This window comes from Cyanobium sp. Cruz CV13-4-11, from assembly GCF_024346055.1.
Classification (GTDB): Bacteria; Cyanobacteriota; Cyanobacteriia; order PCC-6307; family Cyanobiaceae; genus Cyanobium.
The window spans coordinates 232,454-253,852 of sequence record NZ_JAGQCH010000001.1 but is presented as its reverse complement, the minus strand read 5'-3'; the positions used below and the strand labels follow the sequence as shown (position 1 = coordinate 253,852).

Sequence of the window (21,399 nt, the reverse complement as noted above, 5' to 3'; positions counted from 1 at the left end):
TCTCAGCCGAACCTAGCTGGAGCAGGATGGGCGCCAGCCACGGACGGTTCATTGCGAGCCCTTGCCACCTGGAGCGGAGCGATCGCCGGCCTCCTGCTCATCCTTGTCGGCGGTCTGGTGCCGGCGGCCTTCCCATTCCATGAGGCCGGTGGCTGGGGCGTGCGGCCCCTCGGCATCACCCTGCAGGTGCCGGCCCTGCTCCTGACCGCCCTGGTCTGCGGGCCCCGCAGTGCCACCCTGGCGGCCGTGGCCTATCTCAGCGTCGGTCTGTTCCAGCTGCCGGTGTTCCACGAGGGGGGTGGCATCGGCTACCTGCTGGATCCGGGCTTCGGCTACCTGGCGGGTTTCCTGCCGGCCGCCTGGATCACCGGCAAGCTGGCGCGCCAGCCGGGCATGGACGACCCGCTCACCCTCGCCGGGGCCGCCGCCATCGGCCTGGTGGTGCTGCATCTCTGCGGCCTCACCAACCTGCTGCTGGGCAGCCTGGCCGGCCGCTGGGGGGGTGACACCCTCACCCTGGTGGTGGGCTACAGCCTGGCCCTGCTGCCCCAGTTGCTGCTCTGTTGCGCCGCCGGCGTTCTGGGCTGGTTGCTGCGCCGGCTGCTGCTGGTGCCCTCGTGATGGCCCGTCCCCTGCGCCGGCGGCTCGGGATCGTGCTGCTGGCGGCCCTTGCCCTGCTGCTCGATCAGATGAGCAAGGCCTGGGCCCTCGACCACCTCGCCAACGGCAGTATCCGGCCGCTGCTGCCTGGCCTGCTCCAACTGCAGCGGTTCAGCAACACCGGCGCCGCCTTCAGCCTGTTCACCGGGGCATCGATCCAGCTGGGTCTGGTGAGCGCCCTGGTGAGCCTGGGGCTGCTGGTCTGGATCCTCTGGCGCCCTCCCGCCGGCCTCTGGAGCGGCCTGGCCCTGGGACTGCTGCTCGGAGGGGCCGTGGGCAACGGCATCGACCGCTGGCGCTATGGGGCGGTGGTGGACTTCCTGGAGTTCGTCCCGATTCACTTCCCGATCTTCAACCTCGCCGACGTGGCCATCAACCTGGCCGTGGCGTGCTTCCTCCTTGATCTGCTGCGACCCCATGCCGACCGCCATCCTTGAGGGGCTGGAGCGGCGGCTGCGGCCCCGCTCATCGGCCGCAGGTCCCCAGCTCCGGGTGCTGCGCCCCGGCCTGCCGGAGCAGAGCCATCCGCTGCACGGCAGCCTCTACCGGATCGGCCGCGCCACGGACAACAGCATCGTCATCGACCACACGGCCGTGAGCCGCCACCATGCCCTGCTGGAAAACCACGGCGGCCACTGGCTACTGAGCGATGCCGGCTCCACCAACGGGCTCTGGTGGCAGGGCCGCCGGGTGCGGGAGCTGGTGCTGCGCGAGGGGGATCGGGTGCGCTTCGGGCCCGCTGATCAGGAGGATCTGCCCACGCTGCTGTTCGGGCCTGAGGGGGGCCTGCGCCGTTCCTGGAAGGGGCGCTGGGGGGCGCGGGTCGCGGTGGCCGTGGCGGGCGCGGGCAGCCTGCTGCTGGCCCTGTCCCTGCTGCAGGTGCCCACCAGCGGCAGCCTGGCGACGGTGCGGGGGCCGCTGCTCCTGTACGACCGCAGCAATCGGCCGGTGGCGTCGGTGACCGATCGCAAGCGCCGCGAACTGCCCGACCTGGCCGCCTATCCCGCTGTCCTGATCGATGCCCTGCTGGCCAGTGAGGACAACCGCTTCTGGTGGCATCCGGGGGTGGACCCGATCGGCACGGCCCGCGCCCTGCTCACCAACCTGCTCGGCGGCCGGGTGCTGGAGGGCGGCAGCACCCTGACCCAGCAGATGGCCCGCAGCCTCTACCCGGAGCAGGTCGGGCAGGGCGAAACCCTGGGGCGCAAGTGGCGCGAGTTGCTGGTGGCCCTGCAGCTAGAGGCGCGTTTCAGCAAGCAGGAGCTGCTGCTGAGCTACCTCAACCGGGTCTATCTCGGTGCCGTCTGGGGCTTCGAAGATGCCTCAAGGCGCTTCTTCGGCCGGCCGGCAGCGGCCCTGAAGCTCGAGGAGGCGGCGCTGCTGGTGGGCCTGCTGCCCTCCCCGAATGGCTACGACCCCTGCATCGATCCCACGGCCGCCCTGGCCTCCCGCAACCAGGTGCTCGACAAGATGGCCGCCAGCAACCGGATCAGCGCCGATCAGGCCCGGCGGGCCCGACGCCAACCGATCCGGCTGGCCCCGGATGCCTGCCGCTCCGCCCAGCAGCGGGGGGCCCCCTTCTACACCGACCAGGTGCGCCGCGACCTGGAGAACCTGGTGGGCAAGGAGGTGGCCGCCGAAGGCAACTTCCTGATCGACACCCACCTTGATCCCCTGCTGCAGGAGCGGGTAGAGCTGGTGCTGCGGCAGCGCATCGACGCCAGCCGCTCCCTGGGGGTGAGCCAGGGAGCCGTGGTGGTGATCGACAGCCGCACGGGGGGGATCCGCGCCATCGCCGGCGGTCGGGACTACCTGCAGAGCCAGTTCAACCGGGCCTCGATGGCCCTGCGACAGCCCGGCAGCACGTTCAAGCTCGTGCCCTACGTGGTGGCCCTGGAACGGGGCGCCCGGCCCGGCGACCGGATCAGCTGCGCACCGCTGGACTGGGCCGGCCAGCACTTCGCCAGCGGCTGTGGCGGCAGCCTCAGCCTGCGCCAGGCCCTGGCCATCAGCAGCAACACCGCCGCCCTGCGCCTGGCCCGTAAAGATGGCCTCGACGCCGTCGTCAGCAAGGGGAGGGATCTGGGCTTCACCAGCCCCCTGGCCCCGGTGCCGGGCCTGGCCCTGGGCCAGAGCGAAGTGACCCTGCTGGAGCTCACGGCGGCCTATGCCACCGTCGCCGCCGATGGGCTCTGGCGGGCGCCCACCACGATCCGGCGGCTCACCGATGCCGAAGCCTGCGGCGTCTCCCAGGCGCAGGGGGAGCGGGGAGGGGCTGATTGCCGTGCCTCCGCGGGCAGCTCCCGGACGGTGAGCAGCCCCGGGCGCCGGGTGATGACCCCCGCCACCGCCAAGGCGATGCGAACGCTGCTGGAAGCGGTGGTCAGCGGCGGCACCGGCAGCGCCGCCTATGTGGGCGCAGGCAGCTGGGGCAAGACCGGCACCACCAACGAAGGCCGGGACCTGCTGTTCGTGGGCTACGCGCCCAGGCGCCAGTGGGTGATCGGCATCTGGCTGGGCAACGATGACAACAGCCCCACCGCCGCCAGCAGCGCCCTGGCGGCCTCCCTGTTCGGCGAGATCGTGCGCTCGGCCCCACCGGGGCCATGAAGCTGCCCCAACGCCTCTGGCTCTGGATCCTGCTGGGTCTGCTGGCGTTGGTGGTGCTGGGCATGGTGCTGCAGGCGGTCCAGCAGCTGCAGTGGACCCTGAGCACCTGGCTGCCCTACTGGATGGTTGGGCCGCTGATGCTGATCGTGCTGGTGGCCTTGCTGCTGGCCCTGGCCCAGGTCGGTTGGCCCTGGCTGCAGAAGTGGCGTCGTCCGGGCCCTTCGGGGGCGGGCAAGGGCGTGCCCGCGGCCGTGCCCTCCAGCCGCCGCGAGGCGGCCCAGCGCAATCTGGGCGCCATCGACCGCACCCTGGAGCAGGTGCGCCACGCGGTGGAGCGCGAAGCCCTGCGCCAGGAACGGCAGCGGATGGAGGCGGAACTGGAACGGGGCGACCTGGTGATCGTCGTGTTCGGCACCGGATCGGCCGGCAAGACCTCGCTCATCCGTGCCCTGCTGCAGGAGCTGGTGGGCGAGGTGGGTGCCCCGATGGGCTCGACCACCACCGCCACCCGCTACCGGCTGCGGCTGCGGGATCTGCCCCGCGCCGTGATCCTGGAGGACACCCCGGGCATCCTCGAAGCGGGCCCCCAGGGCAGGGAGCGGGAGCGGCTGGCCAGGGGACTGGCCGCCAGGGCCGATCTGTTGCTGCTGGTGCTGGATGGTGACCTGCGCGCCAGTGAGCTGGAGGTGTTCGAGGCCCTGGCCGGGCTGGGCAAGCGTCTGCTGCTGGTGCTCAACAAGTGCGACCTGCGCGGCGAGGAGGAGGAGCGGCGCCTGCTGGCGCTGCTGCGGCAACGCTGCGCCGGACGGCTCGCCCCGGAGGATGTGATCCCCGCCAGCGCAGCCCCGCAGAGTGTGCCGATGCCCGGGGGCCGGCCGCTGCAGCCGTCGCCGGAGGTGGAGGCCCTGCTGCGCCGCATCGCCAGCGTTCTGCATGCCGATGGCGAGGAGCTAATCGCCGACAACCTGCTGCTGCAATGCCGCCGCCTCAACCAGGCTAGCCAGGACCTGCTGGACCGGCAACGAACCAGCGACGCCAGCTCGATCGTGGATCGCTACATGTGGATCGGCGCAGGGGTGGTCATGGTGACCCCACTGCCGGGCGTCGACCTGCTCGCCACCGCCGCGGTCAATGCCCAGATGGTGGTGGAGATCGGCCGTGTCTACGGCGTCAGCCTCAGCCGCGACAACGCCCAGGATCTGGCCCTCTCGGTGGGCCGGACCCTGGCCGGGCTGGGGCTGGTCAAGGGGGGCGTGGGTCTGATCACCTCGGCCCTCAGCCTCAATCTCCCCGCCCTGGTGGTCAGCCGGGCGATTCAGGCGGTCAGCGCGGCCTGGCTGACCCGGGTGGCGGGACGCAGCTTCATCACGTACTTCAGCCAGAACCAGGACTGGGGCGATGGCGGCCTGCAGGAGGTGCTGCAACGCGAATACGACCTCAACAAACGGGAGGGGATACTGCGCAGCTTCCTGGATACAGCCCTCAACAGGGTGGTCGAACCCCTGCAGCAACGCCAGAGACGGCGGCTACCGCCCCGACCAGGGCCTCGGGAGGGGGCGGCTGGAGGGGACCGCGGGAATCCAGCACCGTGATCAGCACCAGGTAGGCCACCCCGATCAGGATCGAGAGGGCACCCGTGAGGATCGCCACCCACCTGCCGCGGGAATCCTTCGACGGGGCCTTGGGGGGGATCGGATCCGGCAACGATTCAGCCACTGGTTCAGCCATGGGTGGGCTCCGCCAGGCTTTGCTGCACCACCTGGCTGAGCCGCTCCAGATGGTACGGGAGCGTATGGGGGTTGCCGAGCACCGCCTTGAGGTGGTGCTGGCCCCGGTAGACCGGCCGCGAGAGCATCAGCTGCTCAGCCAGCAGGGCCGCCCGGGTGGCGGCACTCCAGCGCTCCGCCTCCGCCCCTTCACAGCCCTCGGGCCGGAACGCGAGCAGGTGCAGGGGTCCGCTGCAGAGGCTGAGGCCGCCGATGGCCCGCAGCCGCTGCTCCAGGTCCGTTCGGCGCTGGACGGCCGCGTCGATGAGGGCGGCCACGCCGTCGAGGCCGAGCTGGCGCAGACCCAGCCAGAGCTTGAGGATCTCGCCTGGCCGGGTGCCCTGCAGCCCCGCCTCCCCCTGGTGGCCGCCGCCCCAGCTGGGTTCCATGTAGGGCAGTCCGGTGGCAAAGGCCCGCTGCAGGTGGCGTGGATCCGCCAGCAGCAGCAGGGAGGAGGTCTTGGTGATGCCGAGCAGCTTCTGGGGGTTGACCGTGACCGAATCGGCCAGCCCCAGACCGGCGAGCCGAGTGCGGAATCGGTCGCTGAAGGCGAAGATCGCGCCGATGGCCCCATCCACGTGCAGCCAGTGGCCGTAACGCCGGCACAGGGCCGCAATCGGCTCCAGGGGATCGAGGGCGCCGCGCACGGTCGTGCCGGCGGTGGCCACCACGGCGATCACCGGCGTACCGGCCCGGTCGAGCTGCGCCAGCCGCTTCTCGAGGGCCTGGGGTTCAAGGGCGCCGGCAGCGGTCACGGGGAGCTGCACCAGGGCGTCGGGCGGCAGACCCATCACGGCGGTGGCCTTCATCAACGACACGTGGGCCTCCTCGCTGCACAGCACCACCGCGTCCCCCCGGCAGGCCAGGCCCCGCTGGTGGCGGGCGGTGACCAGGCCCATGAGGTTGCTGAGGCTGCCGCCGCTGGCGGCCACGCCACCGGCCCCGTCCGGCAGACCAAGTCGGCCGGCCATCCAGGCGCACAGGGCCCGCTCCAGTCGGCTGAGGCTGGGGGACAGCTCCTCGGCCAGCAGGTTGTTGTTCAGGCCGGCGCAGATCAGGTCGGCCACGATCGAGGCCGACAGGGGCGGCGGATCGAGGTGGGCCAGGGCGCCGGGGTGGTTGGGGTTGTAGGCCCCTTCCATCACCAGCTGCAGATCGGCCAGGAGCCTGTCGCTTCCCAGTCCCGCCAGCTCCGGTTCCACCGCCGGCAGCACACTTAACCCTGGAAGGGGGGTGCCGTGGCCGGCCTGGCCAAGCCAGCGGCAGAGGAGTCCGGACGCCTGCTGCAGGACCTCTTCCAGGGCCGGGTCGAGTTCAAAAGGATCGGCAAAGGCGCCGAAGTCCCGAGGGGACGGCGATGGCCGGTGGGCGGGGGGGACGCTGGCCAACGGCGACTGTGGGGGCTTGGCCATTCTGCCGCCTGCCCTGGCGGAGGGATGGCTAGAAAAAAAGGATGGTGAGTGATGCCGTCAGCCTGCTGTGGATGGACCGGCTCCTGCGGCTTTCCGAGGCGGCCGGGGCCCGGGGGGAAATCCCAGTGGCGGCCGCTTTACTGGATGAGGCCGGCCGCTGTGTCGGTTGGGGCAGCAACCACCGCCACCGACGGGCGGATCCCCTGGGGCATGCCGAACTGCTGGCCCTGCGCCAGGCTGCGGCTGCGAGGGGCGACTGGCGCTTCAACGGCTGCACCCTCCTGGTGACCCTTGAACCCTGTCCGATGTGCGCCGGTGCCCTGATCCAGGCGCGGGTGGGCCGTGTGATCTACGCCGCCGGGGACCCCAAGCGCGGTGCCCTCGGCGGCAGCCTCGACCTGACCAGCCATCCCAGCGCCCACCACCACATGGCGGTCAGCGGTGGGGTGCGGGGCGAGCGGGCCAGCCAGCAACTCGAGGGGTGGTTCCGTCAGCGGCGTCTGGCCCGTCAGGCGATGGCGGCGACCACAGCGGCAGGGGACGACTGAAAGGCGGGCAGTTCGCTGGCGAAGAGGCCGAGCAGGCGATCGACGTTCTCCGGGGTGCTGTTGTACCCCATCAGGCCGATGCGCCATACCTTGCCGGCCAGATCCCCGAGCCCGCCGCCGACCTCGATGCCGAAGCGATCGAGCAAATGGCGGCTGAAGGCCTTGCCGTCGACCCCCTCGGGAATGCGGACAGTGGTGAGGGTGGCCAGACGCAGGGGCTCGCTGACATGCAGTTCGAGGCCCAGACGCTCCAGACCGGCCCAGAGGCGCTCAGCATTGCTGCGGTGTCGCGCCCAGGCGGCCTCCAGCCCTTCTTCGGCCAGAAGCCGCAGGGCCTCACGCATGCCGAAGTTCATGTTCACCGGTGCGGTGTGGTGGTACACCCGGTCGCTGCCCCAGTACTTGTTGAGCAGGGAGACATCGAGGTACCAGTTGGGCACCTTGCCGGAGCGGGCAGCCAGCTTGGCCTCGGCCCGCGGACCCATCGTGAAGGGGCCCAGGCCGGGGGGGCAGCTGAGACCCTTCTGGCTGCAGCTGTAGGCCAGGTCCACCTGCCAGGCATCGATGTGCAGCGGCACCGCCCCAAGCGAGGTGACCGTGTCGAGCAGCAGCAGGCAGTCGTGCTGGCGGCAGAGCTCGCCGATTCCTTCCATCGGCTGACACACGCCGGTGGAGGTTTCGGCATGCACCATCGCCAGGATGGCGGGCTTGTGGGTGATCAGGGCAGCTTCGAGTTCGGCCAGATCAAAGGCCTCTCCCCAGGGCCGCTCGATCGTGACGACGTCGGCCCGATAGCGGCCGGCCATATCGACCAGGCGCTGGCCGAAGTAACCCATCACGGCCACCAGCACCTTGTCGCCGGGCTCGATGGTGTTGGCCAGGGTGGCTTCCATGGCGGCGCTGCCGGTGCCGCTCATCGGGATGGTGAGTCGGTTGTCGGTCTGCCAGGCGTAGCGGAGCAGCTCCTGCACCTCACCCATCAGCTCGATGTAGAGGGGATCGAGGTGCCCGATCGGCATCCGGGCCAGGGCCTGCAGCACCGTGGGGTGGGCGTTGGAAGGGCCAGGGCCAAGCAGCAGCCGCTCCGGGGTGGCGATGGGATCCAGAGCGAGTCTGTGGGTGCTGCTGACGGTGGGAGGCACTGGGGGAAGGGGCAAGACCTGGCGGAGCGGCAGAAGTGATCTGAGACTAGAGAATTGCCGCTCAGCGGGCGCGCACGTTGCTGGAGGCGAGGCCGCGGCAGAGGTGCTCGAAGGGGGCCCGAACCAGGCCGGTGTCCACCAGGCCGGCGTCGGCCAGCATCTCGGCGATCACCTCGCCGAGCAGGGCGATGCTGCGGACGGTCGGTCCAGTGGGGACACCCAGGCTCTTGTAGGTGTCATCGAGTCCGTTGAGAACGCGCTCGTCGAGGATGGTGAAGTCGTCGGCCACCAGGGCATAGCTGGCGTAGCGCAGAAAATAGTCCATGTCGCGCAGGCAGGCCGACAGGCGCCTGGTGGTGTAGGCGTTGCCACCGGGGAGGAGCAGTTCGGGATCCTCAAGCCAGAGGCGCTGGGCCGCCTCGCGCACGATGACGGCCGCTTCCCGATTGATCAGCTCGACGGCGGCGAGTCGCGACTCCGCCTGGCCGTAATAGGCATCGATCCGATCGATCGCGGAACGATCGAAATAGCGGCCCAGCTGGTCGTAGCGACCGATCAGACCGGTGATGGCATCTCGCATGGACGAAACGGATCGACGCACCTGCAGCGGAAGGTAGCACTCGCAATCCGCCAGATTCCTGTCCTGCGGCTGGTTCTGGGGAATCTGACAGAAACGGTTACGCGGCCACCGGTCCGCCGGGGCGGCACCATCGTGGCGGCAGCCTTCCCATCCGCCCACCGCCATGGCCAGCTCCGCCCAGGACGTCCTGCGCCGCCTCGGGGAGGACGGCATCGAGCGCATCGACCTCAAGGTGAGTGACCTGCAGGGGCGCTGGCATTCGTTCGGCTTGGAGACCCACCAGTTCGGTGAGGGGGCCTTTCAGCAGGGCCTTGGCCTCGACAGCCTTGGCCGGGAAAGCCTTTCCCTCAACAGCCTTGCCAGCGGTCTGGTGCTGCATCCGGACCCCGGCACCGCCTGGATCGACCCCTATCTCTCCCCCCGAAGCCTCAGCCTGATCGCGTCGTTCGAGGCGCCGGCGGCGGCAGACGCAAACCTGCGCCACTGCCCCCGCTCCCTGGCTGGCCGCGCCCTGGCCCTGCTGGCCGGCAGCGGCCTGGCCGATGCGGCCCGCTTCGGCGTGACGCAGGACTTTTTCCTGTTCAGCGATCTGACCTGGCACGGCGACGCCCAGGGATATGGCTGCCGGGTCGTCCATGGCACGGAAGCACCGGAGGCGCTCTGCAGCGAGCTGCTGCTCACCCTGGCGGCCCTGGGCCTGCGGGCCCGCCTCGGCCAGCCAGCACCGATGGGGTCCCTGCAGCAGCTGACCCTGGGAAGCGCCGACCCACTGCGGGCCGCCGATGCCCTGATGGTCAGCCGCTACGTGCTGCGTCACGTCGCCCAGCGCCACGGCTGCAGCGCCACCGTGCTGCCGAGGCCCACCCTGGAGCCCATCAGTGCCGGCCTGGCGGTGCACCAGAGCCTCTGGAGGACCGGTCAGCCCCTGTTCTGCGGCGAAGGCACCTACGGCGACCTGTCCCAGACCGCCCGTTGGTACCTGGGCGGGCTGCTGCACCATGGCCCCTCCCTGGCCGCCTTCACCAACCCCGGCGTCAACAGCTACCGACGGCTGCGGTGCGGCCCCGAGGCCCCGACCCGCCTGACCTACGCCAGGAACGACCCCTCGACGGTGGTCGCCGTTCCCGACAGCGGCAGCGACCCCGACAAGCGCCGGCTGGTGGTGCGGCAGGCGGACGGACTGGCCAATCCCTACCTGGCCTTGGCGGCCATGCTGCTGGCCGGGCTTGATGGCGTGCGCCGCCAGAGCGATCCCGGTTCCGCCAGCGATCTGGAGTCCGCCGCCGGTTCCGCCCCGCCCCGTGGCGCCAGCCTGCCCACCGACCTGGGCGGCTCCCTGGCGGCCCTCGCCGCCGACCATGACTACCTCCTCGCCGGTGGCGTGTTCAGCCAGGAGCTGCTCGAGGACTGGATCAGCCTCAAACGCCGGGAGCTGGAGGAGCTGGAGCACAGGCCCCATCCCCTCGAGTTCGCCAGCGACCCCATCGCCTGACTCAAGGACGCAGCAGCCAGGCCAGCAGCAGCCCCAGCCCCCCCCAGCGCAGGGCTGACCAGAACCGCTCACCGTGGCGGCTGCTCGGCAGCAGGGCGTCGGGAAGGGGATCCAGCAGCCTCTGGGCCAGCACGAGCTTCTGCCGCCGCCGCCGCAGGGTCACGCCAGTGGGGGCAACGGCCCCCGGCCGGCCGGCGATGCTCAGCACCGCCGCCAGATGGTGCAGCAGACCGGATGACGGTGTGCGACGGGGGCGCTGGTGCTGGCTCATGCTGGCGCGTTCGACAGGGCGAGACCTGGAACGACAGGATGGGACCACTGCGGTCCGATCGTCCAGTGGCAGCCACCAGCGTTCCAGCCGAAAAGGCCTCTCCTTCCGAAGCTTCGATCCCGTCGCACCGGACGTGGCCGCCGGAGGCCCTGCCCCTGGCCGAACGCCTGCATCGCCAGCTCAGCATCGGCGACCGGGACTGGCATGCCCTCAAGCACCAACGCTCCCGGCGGGCGGCCGAACAGGTGGCGGCAGCCCTGGTTCAGCTTCTGGCCGCCGACCAACCGGCCGCCGGCGCAGCCACCGAGGGTCGGCGCAGCGCCATCGCCTTGCTGGAGAACGCCCAGGCCTGGCTGCGGGCCGAGATCAGCGATCCTGGCTGTCCGGCCCACGGTCGCTGACCGCCGCCCGCCGTGCCGCCAGCTGCAGCCGGTTGCCCCGGCCGCTCCAACGCACGTCATCGAAGCAGTGATGAATCAGGAACAGGCCCCGGCCGGAGGGGGCGTCGTGCTGGCAGGGCAGGGCACTGCGGCGGGCATGGGGCGGCAGCCCCGGGCCTTCGTCCTGCACCTGCCAGACCACCCAGCGGGGGGTGACGATGCGTCGCACCCTCAGGCACTTGCCGGGATCACAGCCATTGCCATGACGCACAGCATTGACCAGGGCCTCCTGCAGACCGAGCTGCAGCTCCGCCTGGCGCAGCGCGCAGCCAATGGGTTCAAGCAGCAGCTCCACCAGCGGGGCCAGCTGCAGGGTGGAGGGGGTGATGTAGTCGGCCCAGCGGAGCTGCATGAAGCAGGTATTCCAGTTCGCCTCATCGGAACCTAACGCGCGCGCCCGGCCGGTGAATCCCCCAGGCGGACCTGTATGGCGGGATGTTGCAGAACGGCGTCCATCAACCGCACACCCCGCAGCTGGTTGATCAGGGGCATGTGGCCCTCCGGCGCCTCCAGCGACCACTGGAAGGAGCCCGGGTAGCGGGTCCAGGTGCCGTCGCTTTTCCAGCCGAGCCGGGGCCAGAGCCGATCCCACTGCCCTTGACACGCCTGCAGCAGGCGGGCCTGGACCGAGAAGCCGAAACGCCCCTGGGAATAGCAGCACCAGAGACGGTCGAGGCTGGTGAGGTCGGTGGCCGGCATCGCCGCAACCTCGCTGTAATAGACGTAGCCGCGCCGCACGGCCGCTTCACCGGCCAGCTGGCGCAGGTGCTCGCTGGTGAGGCGGTCAGCCTCCTCGAAGGCCTGCCGCATCAGATGAAGTTGCAGCGGCGCGTAGTCGAGGCCGGCGACGCTGGCGACGGCGAGCCAGCCGTCGGGGTGGCGCGCCAGCCACCCCTGCTGCAGGCCCGTGTCCGGCGACGCCAGCAGCAGCTGGATCAGATGGCCGGCGGCCCAGTCGTCGCCGGTGGCATCAAGCCGGTCGAGCCGGTCCGGGATCCGTTGCAGCAGGTCGGAGCCGGCCTGCACAAGGGGGCCCAGGAGGCTGCGGCGCTGACGGGCCGAGCCCGCCAGGAAGCGCTCCAGCAGCTGTTCGGCATCGACGGTGCTGAAAACCGGTGGACCGGAGAGCATGGGCAGACGACCAGCCGAAGAGGCAGCATGGTGAAATCCACTATGTCAGGGCCGATGGGCACGGCCACAGGGGGAGCCGGGACAGGGTCTGCCTAAAGTCCCCTTTTGTGCGAGTGCCATGGCCGCCGCCATTCAGTTCTTCCGCGGGGTGGACGAGACGGTCGTGCCCGACATCCGCCTAACAAGGTCACGGGATGGCCGCACCGGCCAGGCCACCTTCGTGTTCGAGGAGCCCAAGGCCCTGGCCCCCCAGGCCGTGGGTGACATCACCGGCATGTTCATGCTCGACGAGGAGGGTGAGATGGTTACCCGGGAGGTCAAGGCCCGTTTCGTCAACGGCAAGGCCAGCGCCCTGGAAGCCACCTACACCTGGAAGAGCACCGCGGATTTCGAGCGCTTCATGCGCTTCGCCCAGCGCTATGCCGACGGCCATGGTCTGGGATTTGCCGGCCAGGGTGACGAGCCGGCCGAGGAGGGCCAGGAGGAGGCTTGAAATTCGGCCAGTGGCTGGGCCTGATCACCCTGCTGGCGGCGCTGGTTCTCTTATGGAGCCTGCGTGACGCCCTGATCCTTCTGTTCGCCGCCGTGGTGCTTGCCATGGCCCTGTGCACCCTGGTGGGCGCCATCCGGGAACGCCTCGGCGTGGCCAGGCCCATCGCCCTTCTCCTGGCGCTGCTGCTGGTGACGCTGGTGGTGCTGCTGGTGGCCACGGTCGTGATCCCCCCCTTCATCGCCGAGTTCCGCGAACTGGTGCAGCAGGTGCCGCGGGCCTGGGCCGAGCTATTGAAGCTGGTGCGCCAGTCGCTTGAGGGGGCGTCCCAGATGGTCTACGGCCGCAGGGACGGCAACCTGGACTGGCTCAAATCCACCCTCTCGATTCCCGCCACCCTGCCCCCCGATCTGCTGGGCCGGCTCGGCGGCGGCGCGATCGGCCTGGTGGGTGTGGCCGGCAATCTCGGTGCCGCTCTGCTCCAGACCCTGTTCGTGGTAGCCGTCTCCCTGATGGTCGCCGCCCAACCCACCGGCTACCGGGAGGCCCTGCTGCTGCTGGCACCCTCCTTCTATCGGCGGCGCCTGCGGCAGGTGCTGGTGGCCTGCGGTACGGCCCTCAGCAGCTGGATGGTGGGGGTGCTGATCAGCTCCCTCTGCGTGGGGCTGCTGGCGGCCATCGGCCTGTCCGTGCTGGGCGTGAAGCTGGTGGCGGCCAACGCCCTGCTGGCCGGCCTGCTGAACATCATTCCCAACGTGGGACCGACACTCAGCACGATCTTCCCGATGTCGGTGGCCCTGCTGGATGCTCCCTGGAAGGCCGTGGCCGTCCTGGTGGTCTACGTGGTCATCCAGAACCTGGAGAGCTACGTCATCACCCCCTCGGTGATGCACCACCAGCTGCAGTTGCTGCCGGGCCTGACCCTCACCGCCCAGCTTCTGTTCACCCTGCTGTTCGGCCCCCTCGGCCTGCTGCTCGCCCTGCCGCTGGCGGTGTGTCTGCAGGTGCTGCTACGGGATCTGCTGATCCATGACATCCTCGACCCCTGGAAGCGGGAGCGCCGGCAGACATGAAGGCACGCACCCTGCTCGGGGCCCTGGCCCTTGTGGCGCTGTTCCTGCTGCTCTGGGAACTGCGCTGGGTGCTGCTCATCCTCTTCGGCGCCGTGGTGCTGGCGGTGGCACTGGATGTGCCCACCTCCCTGCTGCGGCGGCTCACCCGTCTGAACCGGGGGGCGGCCCTGTCGCTGGTGCTGCTGGTGCTGGTCGTGATCGGCTGGCTCCTGGGCAATCTGCTGCTGCCGGAGCTGATTGACCAGATCCGCCAGTTCAGCCAGCTGGTCCCCGAGCTGGTCCAGCGGCTCGGCGACGTGGTTCCCAAGACCCCCCTGCTGCGCGACCTGGAACGGCAGCTGGACGATGGAAGCCTCTGGGACCGGCTCCAGCCCCTGGGCAGCCAGCTGCTCGGCGTGGCGGGTGGCGCCGCCAACAGCACCATCCAGCTGCTGCTGATGCTGCTGCTGGCGATCCTGATGGCGCTCGATCCGGTCAGCCATCAACGCCTGGTGATCGCCGCCACACCCCGCTTCTACCGGCGGCGCATGGAACAGTTGCTGCGGGAATGCCGCGAGGCCCTCGGTGGCTGGCTGGCGGGCATGACCATCTCCGGCACCGTGGTGTTCGTCACCACCTGGGCGGGCCTGGCCCTGCTGCAGGTGCCCCTGGCGCTGCTGAGCGGCCTGGTCTGCGGTCTGCTCACCTTCGTGCCCACCATCGGCCCGACGGCCGCCACCCTGCTGCCCTTGGCCGTCGCCCTGCTGATCTCACCGGCGAAGGTGGTCCAGGTGCTGGTGCTGCGCCTGCTGCTGCAGAACGGCGAGGCGTTCCTGCTCACACCCCTGCTGCTGAGCCGCACCGTCAACCTGCTGCCCACCGTCGCCCTGATGGCCCAGCTGAGTCTGGGGGCCCTGCTGGGCTTGCCCGGGCTGCTTCTGGCCCTGCCCCTGGTGGTGGTGCTGCAGGTGGCCTGCGAAGAGGTGCTGGTGCGGGACGTGATGGACCGCTGGGATCTGACCTGATCGCGGCGGTCGATCGGCCCGATCCCCTCAGCCGCGGGAGCGGCGGTAGTGGTGCCAGAGGGAGGGCTGGCTGAGCAGCACCGCCACGGCCAGCAGATGGGAGCGCACGGCGGCGGTGAGGGACGTCAGGGTGAAATGGTCCCAGAGCAGGATCAACTCCACCCGCAGATCGATCAGGGCCAGCACCAGCAGGACCACCGGCAGCATGGGCCAGCCACCCCGGGGCCCCTCAACACGATCGGGGCCTCTCATCGTTTGGAGAGGACCGGCAGCAGGGTGGGAGCCACACCGATGCTCGACCAGCTGCCGACGGCGATGCCCACGGTGAGGGCTACCGCGAACCAGAACAGGGTGCTGCCGCCGAAGAAGATCAGGGCCACCAGGGGCAGCAGGGTGGTGAAGGAGGTGTAAAGCGAGCGGGTGAGGGTGGCGTCGACCGCCACATCCACCTGGTCCACCAGGGAAAGATCACCCAGGGTGCGTCGCTGCTCGCGGATCCGGTCGTAGACCACCACGGTGTCGGTGACCGAATAGCCGGCGACGGTGATCAGGGAGACGGCGAAGAGGGAGTCGACTTCGATGCCCTGCAGAAGCCCCAGCCAGGCGAACAGGCCACAGGTGATCAGCACATCGTGGGCCAGGCACAGCAGGGCCAGGAAAGCGAAGACGCCGCTGTAGCTGAAGGAGATGTAAACGGCGATTCCCGCAAAGCTGACCAGCAGGGAAATGAGGCTCCCCTGCAGGAGTCGGGAGCCGAGGGTGGGGCCGATCGTGTTCACCGAGGTGCCGCTCTTGAGCAGCGGGCCGAACCTGCCGGCAAGGCCATCGATGAGGGCCTTGCTCTGGTCGGCTTCAAGGGCGGGCAGGCGCAGCAGCAGGGAGCGGCCGCCGTCGAGCACCTGAACCGAGGCGCTGCCCAGGCTGGGGGCGATCTCCCCTTCAGGGGACGGCAGGTCGAGGCTGGTGAGGCCCTGGCGGATCTCGGCGGCGCTGATCGCCTTGCAGGGGGAACAGTCGCGTTCCACCTGAACCTGGGTGCCACCGGTGAAATCAAGTCCAGGCCGCAACGGCGCGCCGATCGCCGGGTTCAGCCAGCAGAGCGCCAGGCCCAGCAGGCTCAGGCCACAGGCCAGCAACGAGCCCACCCAGGCCAGACGCCGGTAGCGGCTGATGCGGAAGCGGGGATTAGGGGCAGGGGTCATGGCAGTCATTCAGGCCAGTCCGGGTTGGGGCGTGGCGGATTTGGCAGGGGGCAACTGGCGGGCCGTCAGGAAATAGGTGGGGCGCCGCAGAGCCGGGTAACTCATCAGCAGGCGCAGCAGGGTGCGGGTGCAGGTGAGGGCCGTGAACAGGCTCAGCACCAGGCCGATGGCCAGGGTGACGGCGAAGCCCTTGACCAGGCCGGTGCCGAGGAAGAACAGGGCGGCGCAGCTGATCAGACCGGTGACGTGGCCATCGATGATCGAAGACAACGCCAGGGCGAAGCCCGTGTCGATGGAGCGGATCAAGGTGTTGCCGCCGCGCAGTTCCTCCTTGATGCGCTCAAAGATGAGCACGTTGGCGTCCACGGCCATCCCCACCGAGAGGATGAAGCCGGCAATGCCGGGAAGGGTGAGGGTGACAGGGATGAGGGCGTAGATGGCCAGGTTGAACAGGGCATAGAGGCTCAGGGCCACCACCGCCACGATCCCGGGCAGGCGATACACCACCGCCATGAACACGGCCACCAGCACCAGACCCGAGAGGCCCGCCACCAAGCTGGAGCGGATGTTCTCAGCCCCCAGCGACGGTCCGACCGTGCGCACCTCGACGATCTTCACCGGCAGGGGCAGGGAGCCACCCCGCAACTGGACCTCCAGGTCGCGGGCCTCCTCGGCGCTGAAGTTCCCGCTGATCGAGGCGGAACCACCGGTGATACCGGCCACCTTGAACTGCTCGCCGACGCTGGCCTCGCTGATCGAGCGGCCATCGAGGACGATGCCCAGCACCCGGTTGGTGCCGGCGATCGACTGGGTGAGGGCGGCGAACTTCTCGCCCCCTTCCCTGTTGAAGCCGAGGGTCACCTCCCAGCCGGTTCCTGTGGCCTGCTGCTGGCGGCCGGCACTGGTGAGGTCCTTGCCGGTGATCAGGGGAGGGCCGTAGAGGGCGAGGATGCGGCGATTGGTCTCCCGGAGCAGCAGCTCGAGCTGGTCGATCTCGCTGGTGCCGGCGGGAACCTGAATGCCAAGGGACCGGAGCGCCTTGGCCAGATCCTCCGCCGACAGGGTGACCGGCGGCGGCGCCGGTGTGGCCGTGGGGTCGTCGAGGGCGGAGGGGGGGCGCTTGGAGCGCAGCACCGACTCGGCCTGGCGCTTGAGGCCCAGCAGACCTTGCATCTCCTGCTCGGTGCCGGGCTTCTGGGCCCGGAACTCCAGCAGGGCCGTGCTGCCGAGGACCCGGGCTGCCTGGCTGGGATCCTGCTCGCCGGGGAGCTGCAGCACCAGCTGGTCGCTGCCCACCGCCTGGAGGGTGGATTCAGCCACGCCCAGACCATTGATCCGGCGCTCCAGCACGTCCTTGACGGCCTCCAGCTGCTCGGTGTCCACCCGGGTGATGGCGCCAGCGGGCATCACCTGGAGGGTGAGCTGGCTGCCGCCGCGCAGGTCGAGACCCAGTTGCAGTCCGTAATTGGCTAGGAGGGCGCCGGAGGCGATCGTGAGGGCGAGGATGAGGGCGAACCAGCCCTGTTGGCGTCCCATCTCAGCGACGACCCGCCTTCAGATCGTGTGCCGCGGCGACGATCTGGTGCGGCTGAATGATGGTGAGGTTCTCCAGATTGCCGTTGTAGGGCGTGGGGATGTCCTGGGACGAGAGACGCAAAGGCCGGGCGTCGAGGTCGTCGAAACAGTGCTCCGTGATCAGGGCGATCAGTTCGGCGCCGATGCCACCCGTCTTCATGCACTCCTCCACCACCACCACCTTGTGGGTCTTGCGGATGGAGCGGGCGATGGTCTCCATGTCGAAGGGCTTGAGGCTGATCAGGTCAATCAGCTCGACGTCGACACCCTCGGCCTCCAGCTGCTCCACCGCCTTGAGGCAGTGGTGGCGCATGCGCGAGTAGGTGAGCATCGTGACGTCCTTGCCTTCACGGACGACCTCGGCCTGGTCGAGGGCGCAGATGTAGTCGCCTTCGGGAATGTCCTCGCTGAGGTTGTAGAGCAGAACGTGCTCGAAGAAGAGCACGGGATTGTTATCGCGGATGGCGGCCTTCATCAGGCCCTTGGCGTTGGTGGGGGTGCTCACCGCAACGATCTTGATGCCCGGCACGGCGTGGAAGTAGGCCTCGAGGCGCTGGCTGTGCTCGGCACCGAGCTGGCGGCCGACACCGCCGGGTCCACGCACCACCGCCGGGATGGTGTAGTTGCCGCCGCTGGTGTATCGCAGCATCCCCATATTGTTAGAGATCTGGTTGAAGGCCAGCAGCAGGAAGCCCATGTTCATCCCCTCCACGATCGGCCGCAGGCCGGTCATGGCCGCACCGACGGCCATGCCGGTGAAACTGTTCTCGGCGATGGGGGTGTCCAGAACCCGCAGTTCGCCGTACTTCTCACAGAGGTCCTTGGTGACCTTGTAGGAGCCGCCGTAATGGCCCACGTCCTCACCCATGACACAGACATGGGGGTCGCGCGCCATCTCCTCGTCGATGGCTTCGCGCAGGGCGTTGAACAGGAGAGTTTCAGCCACGGAGCGGGGGCCTTTGCGCGGCCAACCTATCTCAGCCGCCGGCGGCGAAGGTGCTGAGCAGCAGGACCGACAGGAGCATGCCCGGCAGCAGCAGGACCACCAGCAGACCCAGGTCGTGGGGAGTCATCGGGGGAAGGAGGGCGGCGCTGTCAGCTTAGGAAGGGGATTCCGCTTCAGCCGGCAACAGGCTGCGGATGAACACCAGGAACAGCCCCAGGCCGATGAAGGCAAAGGTGAAGGTGGCCAGGAAGCACATCCCCACCATCAGGGTCTTCATCGCCGTGGCGATGCTCTGGGCAAAGGCCGAATCGAAGTGGGGCGGATGGGTCACATACCAGCCCACCACCCGCTGGCTGACGCCCAGGCTGAGCCAGGCCAGCAGACCACTGGTGAGGGAGCCGGACAGGAAGCTCAGCGGTCCCTTGCGCGGCGGCGGGGTGGGGCGTTCGTCCGTCATGGGGGGGATCCATCCGTCACCAGGCTGACACCGGACCCGCCGCAACGGCAGCACCAGGAGGAAAAACCGAGGGCGCCGAGCTCCCCCGCCAGGGCGCTCCGGGCCGCCTCGGCGGCGGCCAGGTCGGGGAAGAGGGCGTAGAGGCTCGGTCCGGAACCGCTCATCGCCACGGCCAGGGCCTGGGGGCCGCGACGCAGCAGATCGAGGCCCAAGCGGACGCTCTCCACCTCCGGCGCCACCACCGACTGGAGGTCGTTGCGCAGGGGTAGCAAGGGGCCGGGATCGGCCAGGGCGGCCAGCAGGGGGCCGTGGCGCAGGGCCTGGCGCCGCTGTTCGAAGTCCGCCTCGCTCTCCAGGTAGAAGTCGCCACGCAGCTCCCGGCAGCGGCCGTAGGCCCAGGGCGTGGACACGCTGGCCTGCGGGTGCTTGAGCAGCAGCACCGCCCGCTCCGCCACCTGCTGCTGCGGCATGGGCTCAAGCCTCTCCCCGCGGCCGAAGCAGAGCTGGGTGCCGCCCTGCAGGCAGAAGGGCATGTCGGATCCCAGCTCGGCCGCCAGGGCGTGCAGCCTCTCGGTGCCCAGGCCCAGACCCCAGAGGGCATCAAGACCCACCAGGGCGGCCGCCCCATCGCTGGAGCCGCCCGCCAGGCCGGCGCCGATGGGGATGCGCTTGCGCAGCGTGATCTCCACCCCCAGTTCCGGCAGGCCGACCCGGGAGCGCAGCCGTTCCGCCGCCTTGACGATCAGGTTGGTGCCATCGGTGGGCAGATCCGCGTTATCGCAACGCAGCCGGATCGTGGCGTCGGCGCTGGAGCGCAGCACCAGGGTGTCGGCCAGGTCGATGCTCTGCATCACCATCGCCAGCTCGTGGTAACCATCGGGCCGCAGGCCCAGCACCTCAAGATGCAGGTTGATCTTGGCGGGGGCCCGCACCGTCACATCTGCCATCGGGGTCACGCTCCGCCGGGATCGGCGCTGGTGAAGCGATTCAAGCCGGTGGCGAGCGCGAGCCACTGGGCGGGCGCCAGCTCCTGGGGCCGCTGCTGCAGGTCCACCCCGGCGGTGGCGGCCAGCTCCAGCAGGGCCGGCGCCGGCAGCAGGCCCGCCAGGCTGGTGCGCAGCATCTTGCGCCGTCCGGCGAAGCAGCGCCGCAGCAGGCCTTCCACCGCCAGGGACTGTTCCAGCGGTGGCAGGTTCTCCGTCGCCACCGGCTCGATCACGATCACCTCCGAGGTGACCTTCGGTGGCGGCAAGAAGCAGCGGGGCGGCACCGTGCAGACGCTGCTGCAGCGAGCCAGCAACTGCATGCGCACGCTGAGGGCCGAAAAGGCGCTGCTGCCCGGCCGGGCCCGGATGCGCTGGCCCACTTCCTGCTGCACCAACAGCACCAGCCGCTGGAAGCGACAGGGTGCCGGCCGGCCCAGGCGGCCCACCAGCACCTCCAGCAACGGGCCTGTGATGTTGTACGGGATGTTGGCGACCACCTTGGTGGGGATGGGCCGTTCGGGGCAAGGCAGGACCAGTTCGAGCACGTCTCCCTCGATCAGGGTGAAGCGCCCGTCGCCGTCGAACCGCTGCCGCAGGCCCACCACCAGGTCCCGGTCCAGCTCCACCGCCAACAGCGACGCCGCCGGCGAGGCCAGCAACCGTTCGGTCAGGGCGCCCCGCCCCGGGCCCACCTCCAGGACATGGTCGGCCCCGTGCAGGTCGGCGGCCGCCACGATGCGATCGAGGATCTGGGGATCGGTGAGCCAGTGCTGCCCGAAGCGCTTGCGAGCCCGGTGGCCGCTGAAGGTCATGGAGGCGCCGGCAGGTCTCCCCAGATTGCAGGGCCGTCAGTCCTGGCTAGAGGTGAAGCAGTCTTCCCCCTTCCGCCATGGCCCCCGGTTTCCAACGCAGCGGTTTCGGCCTGACCGGTGCCCTGCTGGCCGGCGGCCTTGCCCTGCTGGCGGTCCCCGCCTGGGCCGGCAGCGTCACCGCCGAATCGATCTTCGACCGTCAGGCCACCCGCCAGCAGGCCAAGAGCCAGGTGCCCAAGGGCGCCACGATCACCCGCACGGTCTGTGAGGACCTGGAGGTGGGCATGGACAACACCCGTTACCGCTGCACGGTCTTCTACACGACAACCCCTACCAGCCCAGCCCCGGCCACGACGGCACCGGCCGCTCCTGCGTCCAGCAAGCCCTGAGACGGGCTCCCTCTCCCTGCACGGCTCAATCGCCCAGCCGAATCCAGCGCACCGGACCCGGCGAGGGCGGCAGCGGCACCAGGGCCGCCACCTGCTCCACCGGCGTCCGCTCCCAGCGGGGGTGGGCCGCCAGCCAGCAGTTCCAGGCCCGCTCCAGCCGCTGCCGCTTCGGCCGTCGCAGGGCGGCCATCCCCCACCCGTCCAAGCTGCCCCTGCGGCGCCCCTTCACCTCCACCAGCAGCAGCCGTCCCGGCTTGTGGAGCACCAGATCCAGCTCCCCCCAGGGGCAGCGCCAGTTGCGCGCCAGCAGCTGCCAGCCCCGGAGCCGCAGCAGCCGCAGCACCCGCTGCTCCGCCCAGGCTCCCTGACGCTGGGCGGGGCTGGGGGGCATGGCGGCAAGCAGCGGCTGCTGC

At 69.9% G+C, this 21,399-nt stretch carries 25 protein-coding genes; 11 read left to right on the top strand and 14 right to left on the bottom strand.

The genetic code is table 11. The features are described 5' to 3' along the window. Window positions 1–51 precede the first annotated feature (51 nt). From KBZ12_RS01380 to KBZ12_RS01365, 4 genes are read left to right on the top strand one after another with little or no spacing between them, the layout of a single operon-like run. Window positions 52–621, top strand: coding sequence for a biotin transporter BioY (locus KBZ12_RS01380; RefSeq protein ID WP_254955882.1), 570 nt, complete (start codon window positions 52–54; stop codon window positions 619–621). Further along, entirely contained in the window at window positions 621–1,097 is a 477-nt protein-coding gene (gene lspA, locus KBZ12_RS01375; RefSeq protein WP_254955880.1) for a signal peptidase II, read from the top strand. The genes KBZ12_RS01380 and lspA overlap by 1 nt, the downstream gene beginning before the upstream one ends. Beyond that, window positions 1,078–3,270, top strand: coding sequence for a transglycosylase domain-containing protein (locus KBZ12_RS01370; RefSeq protein ID WP_254955879.1), 2,193 nt, complete (start codon window positions 1,078–1,080; stop codon window positions 3,268–3,270). Before lspA ends, KBZ12_RS01370 begins: the two co-directional genes overlap by 20 nt. Next, complete coding sequence (locus KBZ12_RS01365) at window positions 3,267–4,862, top strand: YcjF family protein (RefSeq protein WP_254955877.1); 1,596 nt, start codon at window positions 3,267–3,269, stop codon at window positions 4,860–4,862. Before KBZ12_RS01370 ends, KBZ12_RS01365 begins: the two co-directional genes overlap by 4 nt. 128 nt (window positions 4,863–4,990) lie before the next feature. On the opposite strand, the gene KBZ12_RS01360 is transcribed toward KBZ12_RS01365, so the two are convergent. Then, window positions 4,991–6,448, bottom strand: coding sequence for a pyridoxal phosphate-dependent decarboxylase family protein (locus KBZ12_RS01360; RefSeq protein ID WP_396100391.1), 1,458 nt, complete (start codon window positions 6,446–6,448; stop codon window positions 4,991–4,993). 41 nt (window positions 6,449–6,489) lie between these two features. Here KBZ12_RS01360 and KBZ12_RS01355 point away from each other — a divergent pair, with 41 nt between their 5' ends. Beyond that, window positions 6,490–6,996 (top strand): nucleoside deaminase, encoded by a 507-nt coding sequence (locus KBZ12_RS01355; RefSeq protein WP_254955874.1) that lies wholly within the window; start codon window positions 6,490–6,492, stop codon window positions 6,994–6,996. Here KBZ12_RS01355 and KBZ12_RS01350 read toward each other — a convergent pair. Further along, entirely contained in the window at window positions 6,957–8,138 is a 1,182-nt protein-coding gene (locus KBZ12_RS01350; RefSeq protein WP_254955873.1) for an alanine--glyoxylate aminotransferase family protein, read from the bottom strand. The genes KBZ12_RS01355 and KBZ12_RS01350 overlap by 40 nt on opposite strands. A 61-nt stretch (window positions 8,139–8,199) precedes the next feature. Beyond that, window positions 8,200–8,718: an allophycocyanin subunit beta gene (locus tag KBZ12_RS01345; RefSeq protein WP_254955872.1), complete on the bottom strand. Its 519-nt coding sequence runs from the start codon at window positions 8,716–8,718 to the stop codon at window positions 8,200–8,202. A 163-nt stretch (window positions 8,719–8,881) separates the two neighbouring features. On the opposite strand from KBZ12_RS01345, the gene KBZ12_RS01340 reads away from it, so the two are divergent. Continuing rightward, the gene (locus KBZ12_RS01340; RefSeq protein ID WP_254955870.1) at window positions 8,882–10,210 is read left to right on the top strand and encodes a glutamine synthetase family protein; all 1,329 of its coding nucleotides are present in this window, start codon (window positions 8,882–8,884) and stop codon (window positions 10,208–10,210) included. A 1-nt stretch (window position 10,211) separates the two neighbouring features. Here the strand turns inward: KBZ12_RS01340 and KBZ12_RS01335 are convergent, their stop codons facing one another. Then, entirely contained in the window at window positions 10,212–10,481 is a 270-nt protein-coding gene (locus tag KBZ12_RS01335; RefSeq protein ID WP_254955869.1) for a hypothetical protein, read from the bottom strand. Window positions 10,482–10,546: 65 nt separating this feature from the next. Here KBZ12_RS01335 and KBZ12_RS01330 point away from each other — a divergent pair, with 65 nt between their 5' ends. Further along, window positions 10,547–10,882, top strand: coding sequence for a DUF6439 family protein (locus tag KBZ12_RS01330; protein ID WP_315859261.1), 336 nt, complete (start codon window positions 10,547–10,549; stop codon window positions 10,880–10,882). Here the strand turns inward: KBZ12_RS01330 and KBZ12_RS01325 are convergent. Further along, window positions 10,848–11,273: an ATP-binding protein gene (locus KBZ12_RS01325; RefSeq protein WP_254955868.1), complete on the bottom strand. Its 426-nt coding sequence runs from the start codon at window positions 11,271–11,273 to the stop codon at window positions 10,848–10,850. The genes KBZ12_RS01330 and KBZ12_RS01325 overlap by 35 nt on opposite strands. 32 nt (window positions 11,274–11,305) lie before the next feature. Beyond that, window positions 11,306–12,052: a GUN4 domain-containing protein gene (locus KBZ12_RS01320; RefSeq protein WP_254955867.1), complete on the bottom strand. Its 747-nt coding sequence runs from the start codon at window positions 12,050–12,052 to the stop codon at window positions 11,306–11,308. 118 nt (window positions 12,053–12,170) lie between these two features. On the opposite strand from KBZ12_RS01320, the gene psb28 reads away from it, so the two are divergent. The 3 genes from psb28 to KBZ12_RS01305 are packed head-to-tail and all read left to right on the top strand — an operon-like array spanning window position 12,171 to window position 14,619. Next, window positions 12,171–12,545 (top strand): photosystem II reaction center protein Psb28, encoded by a 375-nt coding sequence (gene psb28, locus KBZ12_RS01315; RefSeq protein WP_254955866.1) that lies wholly within the window; start codon window positions 12,171–12,173, stop codon window positions 12,543–12,545. After that, the gene (locus tag KBZ12_RS01310) at window positions 12,542–13,615 is read left to right on the top strand and encodes an AI-2E family transporter (protein ID WP_254955865.1); all 1,074 of its coding nucleotides are present in this window, start codon (window positions 12,542–12,544) and stop codon (window positions 13,613–13,615) included. The genes psb28 and KBZ12_RS01310 overlap by 4 nt, the downstream gene beginning before the upstream one ends. Continuing rightward, a complete protein-coding gene (locus KBZ12_RS01305; RefSeq protein ID WP_254955864.1) occupies window positions 13,612–14,619 on the top strand; it encodes an AI-2E family transporter in 1,008 nt (335 codons plus the stop codon). Before KBZ12_RS01310 ends, KBZ12_RS01305 begins: the two co-directional genes overlap by 4 nt. A 27-nt stretch (window positions 14,620–14,646) precedes the next feature. Here the strand turns inward: KBZ12_RS01305 and KBZ12_RS01300 are convergent, their stop codons facing one another. The 7 genes from KBZ12_RS01300 to rsmA form a co-directional block, all read right to left on the bottom strand. Further along, the gene (locus KBZ12_RS01300; protein ID WP_315859262.1) at window positions 14,647–14,826 is read right to left on the bottom strand and encodes a hypothetical protein; all 180 of its coding nucleotides are present in this window, start codon (window positions 14,824–14,826) and stop codon (window positions 14,647–14,649) included. A 41-nt stretch (window positions 14,827–14,867) separates the two neighbouring features. Continuing rightward, window positions 14,868–15,821 carry a protein translocase subunit SecF gene (gene secF / locus KBZ12_RS01295; RefSeq protein ID WP_254955861.1) on the bottom strand — a complete coding sequence of 318 codons (954 nt, stop codon included), beginning with the start codon at window positions 15,819–15,821 and terminating at the stop codon, window positions 14,868–14,870. Between the two features lie 9 nt (window positions 15,822–15,830). Continuing rightward, window positions 15,831–17,357 (bottom strand): protein translocase subunit SecD, encoded by a 1,527-nt coding sequence (secD, locus tag KBZ12_RS01290; RefSeq protein ID WP_254955860.1) that lies wholly within the window; start codon window positions 17,355–17,357, stop codon window positions 15,831–15,833. 1 nt (window position 17,358) lies between these two features. After that, complete coding sequence (locus KBZ12_RS01285) at window positions 17,359–18,342, bottom strand: pyruvate dehydrogenase complex E1 component subunit beta (protein ID WP_254955859.1); 984 nt, start codon at window positions 18,340–18,342, stop codon at window positions 17,359–17,361. Between the two features lie 154 nt (window positions 18,343–18,496). After that, the gene (locus KBZ12_RS01280; RefSeq protein ID WP_254955858.1) at window positions 18,497–18,799 is read right to left on the bottom strand and encodes a DUF3082 domain-containing protein; all 303 of its coding nucleotides are present in this window, start codon (window positions 18,797–18,799) and stop codon (window positions 18,497–18,499) included. Next, window positions 18,796–19,746, bottom strand: coding sequence for a 4-(cytidine 5'-diphospho)-2-C-methyl-D-erythritol kinase (gene ispE / locus KBZ12_RS01275; RefSeq protein ID WP_254956024.1), 951 nt, complete (start codon window positions 19,744–19,746; stop codon window positions 18,796–18,798). Before ispE ends, KBZ12_RS01280 begins: the two co-directional genes overlap by 4 nt. 5 nt (window positions 19,747–19,751) lie before the next feature. Next, complete coding sequence (gene rsmA / locus KBZ12_RS01270; protein WP_254955857.1) at window positions 19,752–20,597, bottom strand: 16S rRNA (adenine(1518)-N(6)/adenine(1519)-N(6))-dimethyltransferase RsmA; 846 nt, start codon at window positions 20,595–20,597, stop codon at window positions 19,752–19,754. A 77-nt stretch (window positions 20,598–20,674) separates the two neighbouring features. On the opposite strand from rsmA, the gene KBZ12_RS01265 reads away from it, so the two are divergent. Further along, the gene (locus tag KBZ12_RS01265; RefSeq protein ID WP_254955856.1) at window positions 20,675–20,986 is read left to right on the top strand and encodes a hypothetical protein; all 312 of its coding nucleotides are present in this window, start codon (window positions 20,675–20,677) and stop codon (window positions 20,984–20,986) included. A gap of 25 nt (window positions 20,987–21,011) precedes the next feature. Here the strand turns inward: KBZ12_RS01265 and KBZ12_RS01260 are convergent, their stop codons facing one another. Beyond that, a complete protein-coding gene (locus tag KBZ12_RS01260) occupies window positions 21,012–21,377 on the bottom strand; it encodes a YraN family protein (protein WP_254955855.1) in 366 nt (121 codons plus the stop codon). Between the last annotated feature and the right edge of the window lie 22 nt (window positions 21,378–21,399).

Excerpts from the sequence above, each read along its gene's own strand:
- lspA (WP_254955880.1), top strand. The coding sequence starts at position 621 with ATGGCCCGTCCCCTGCGCCGGCGGCTCGGGATCGTGCTGCTGGCGGCC.
- KBZ12_RS01370 (WP_254955879.1), top strand. The coding sequence starts at position 1,078 with ATGCCGACCGCCATCCTTGAGGGGCTGGAGCGGCGGCTGCGGCCCCGC.
- KBZ12_RS01365 (WP_254955877.1), top strand. The coding sequence starts at position 3,267 with ATGAAGCTGCCCCAACGCCTCTGGCTCTGGATCCTGCTGGGTCTGCTG.
- KBZ12_RS01360 (WP_396100391.1), bottom strand. The coding sequence starts at position 6,448 with ATGGCCAAGCCCCCACAGTCGCCGTTGGCCAGCGTCCCCCCCGCCCAC.
- KBZ12_RS01355 (WP_254955874.1), top strand. The coding sequence starts at position 6,490 with ATGGTGAGTGATGCCGTCAGCCTGCTGTGGATGGACCGGCTCCTGCGG.
- KBZ12_RS01345 (WP_254955872.1), bottom strand. The coding sequence starts at position 8,718 with ATGCGAGATGCCATCACCGGTCTGATCGGTCGCTACGACCAGCTGGGC.
- KBZ12_RS01340 (WP_254955870.1), top strand. The coding sequence starts at position 8,882 with ATGGCCAGCTCCGCCCAGGACGTCCTGCGCCGCCTCGGGGAGGACGGC.
- KBZ12_RS01335 (WP_254955869.1), bottom strand. The coding sequence starts at position 10,481 with ATGAGCCAGCACCAGCGCCCCCGTCGCACACCGTCATCCGGTCTGCTG.
- KBZ12_RS01325 (WP_254955868.1), bottom strand. The coding sequence starts at position 11,273 with ATGCAGCTCCGCTGGGCCGACTACATCACCCCCTCCACCCTGCAGCTG.
- KBZ12_RS01320 (WP_254955867.1), bottom strand. The coding sequence starts at position 12,052 with ATGCTCTCCGGTCCACCGGTTTTCAGCACCGTCGATGCCGAACAGCTG.
- psb28 (WP_254955866.1), top strand. The coding sequence starts at position 12,171 with ATGGCCGCCGCCATTCAGTTCTTCCGCGGGGTGGACGAGACGGTCGTG.
- KBZ12_RS01305 (WP_254955864.1), top strand. The coding sequence starts at position 13,612 with ATGAAGGCACGCACCCTGCTCGGGGCCCTGGCCCTTGTGGCGCTGTTC.
- KBZ12_RS01300 (WP_315859262.1), bottom strand. The coding sequence starts at position 14,826 with ATGCTGCCGGTGGTCCTGCTGGTGCTGGCCCTGATCGATCTGCGGGTG.
- secF (WP_254955861.1), bottom strand. The coding sequence starts at position 15,821 with ATGACCCCTGCCCCTAATCCCCGCTTCCGCATCAGCCGCTACCGGCGT.
- secD (WP_254955860.1), bottom strand. The coding sequence starts at position 17,357 with ATGGGACGCCAACAGGGCTGGTTCGCCCTCATCCTCGCCCTCACGATC.
- KBZ12_RS01280 (WP_254955858.1), bottom strand. The coding sequence starts at position 18,799 with ATGACGGACGAACGCCCCACCCCGCCGCCGCGCAAGGGACCGCTGAGC.
- ispE (WP_254956024.1), bottom strand. The coding sequence starts at position 19,746 with ATGGCAGATGTGACGGTGCGGGCCCCCGCCAAGATCAACCTGCATCTT.
- rsmA (WP_254955857.1), bottom strand. The coding sequence starts at position 20,597 with ATGACCTTCAGCGGCCACCGGGCTCGCAAGCGCTTCGGGCAGCACTGG.
- KBZ12_RS01265 (WP_254955856.1), top strand. The coding sequence starts at position 20,675 with ATGGCCCCCGGTTTCCAACGCAGCGGTTTCGGCCTGACCGGTGCCCTG.
- KBZ12_RS01260 (WP_254955855.1), bottom strand. The coding sequence starts at position 21,377 with ATGCCCCCCAGCCCCGCCCAGCGTCAGGGAGCCTGGGCGGAGCAGCGG.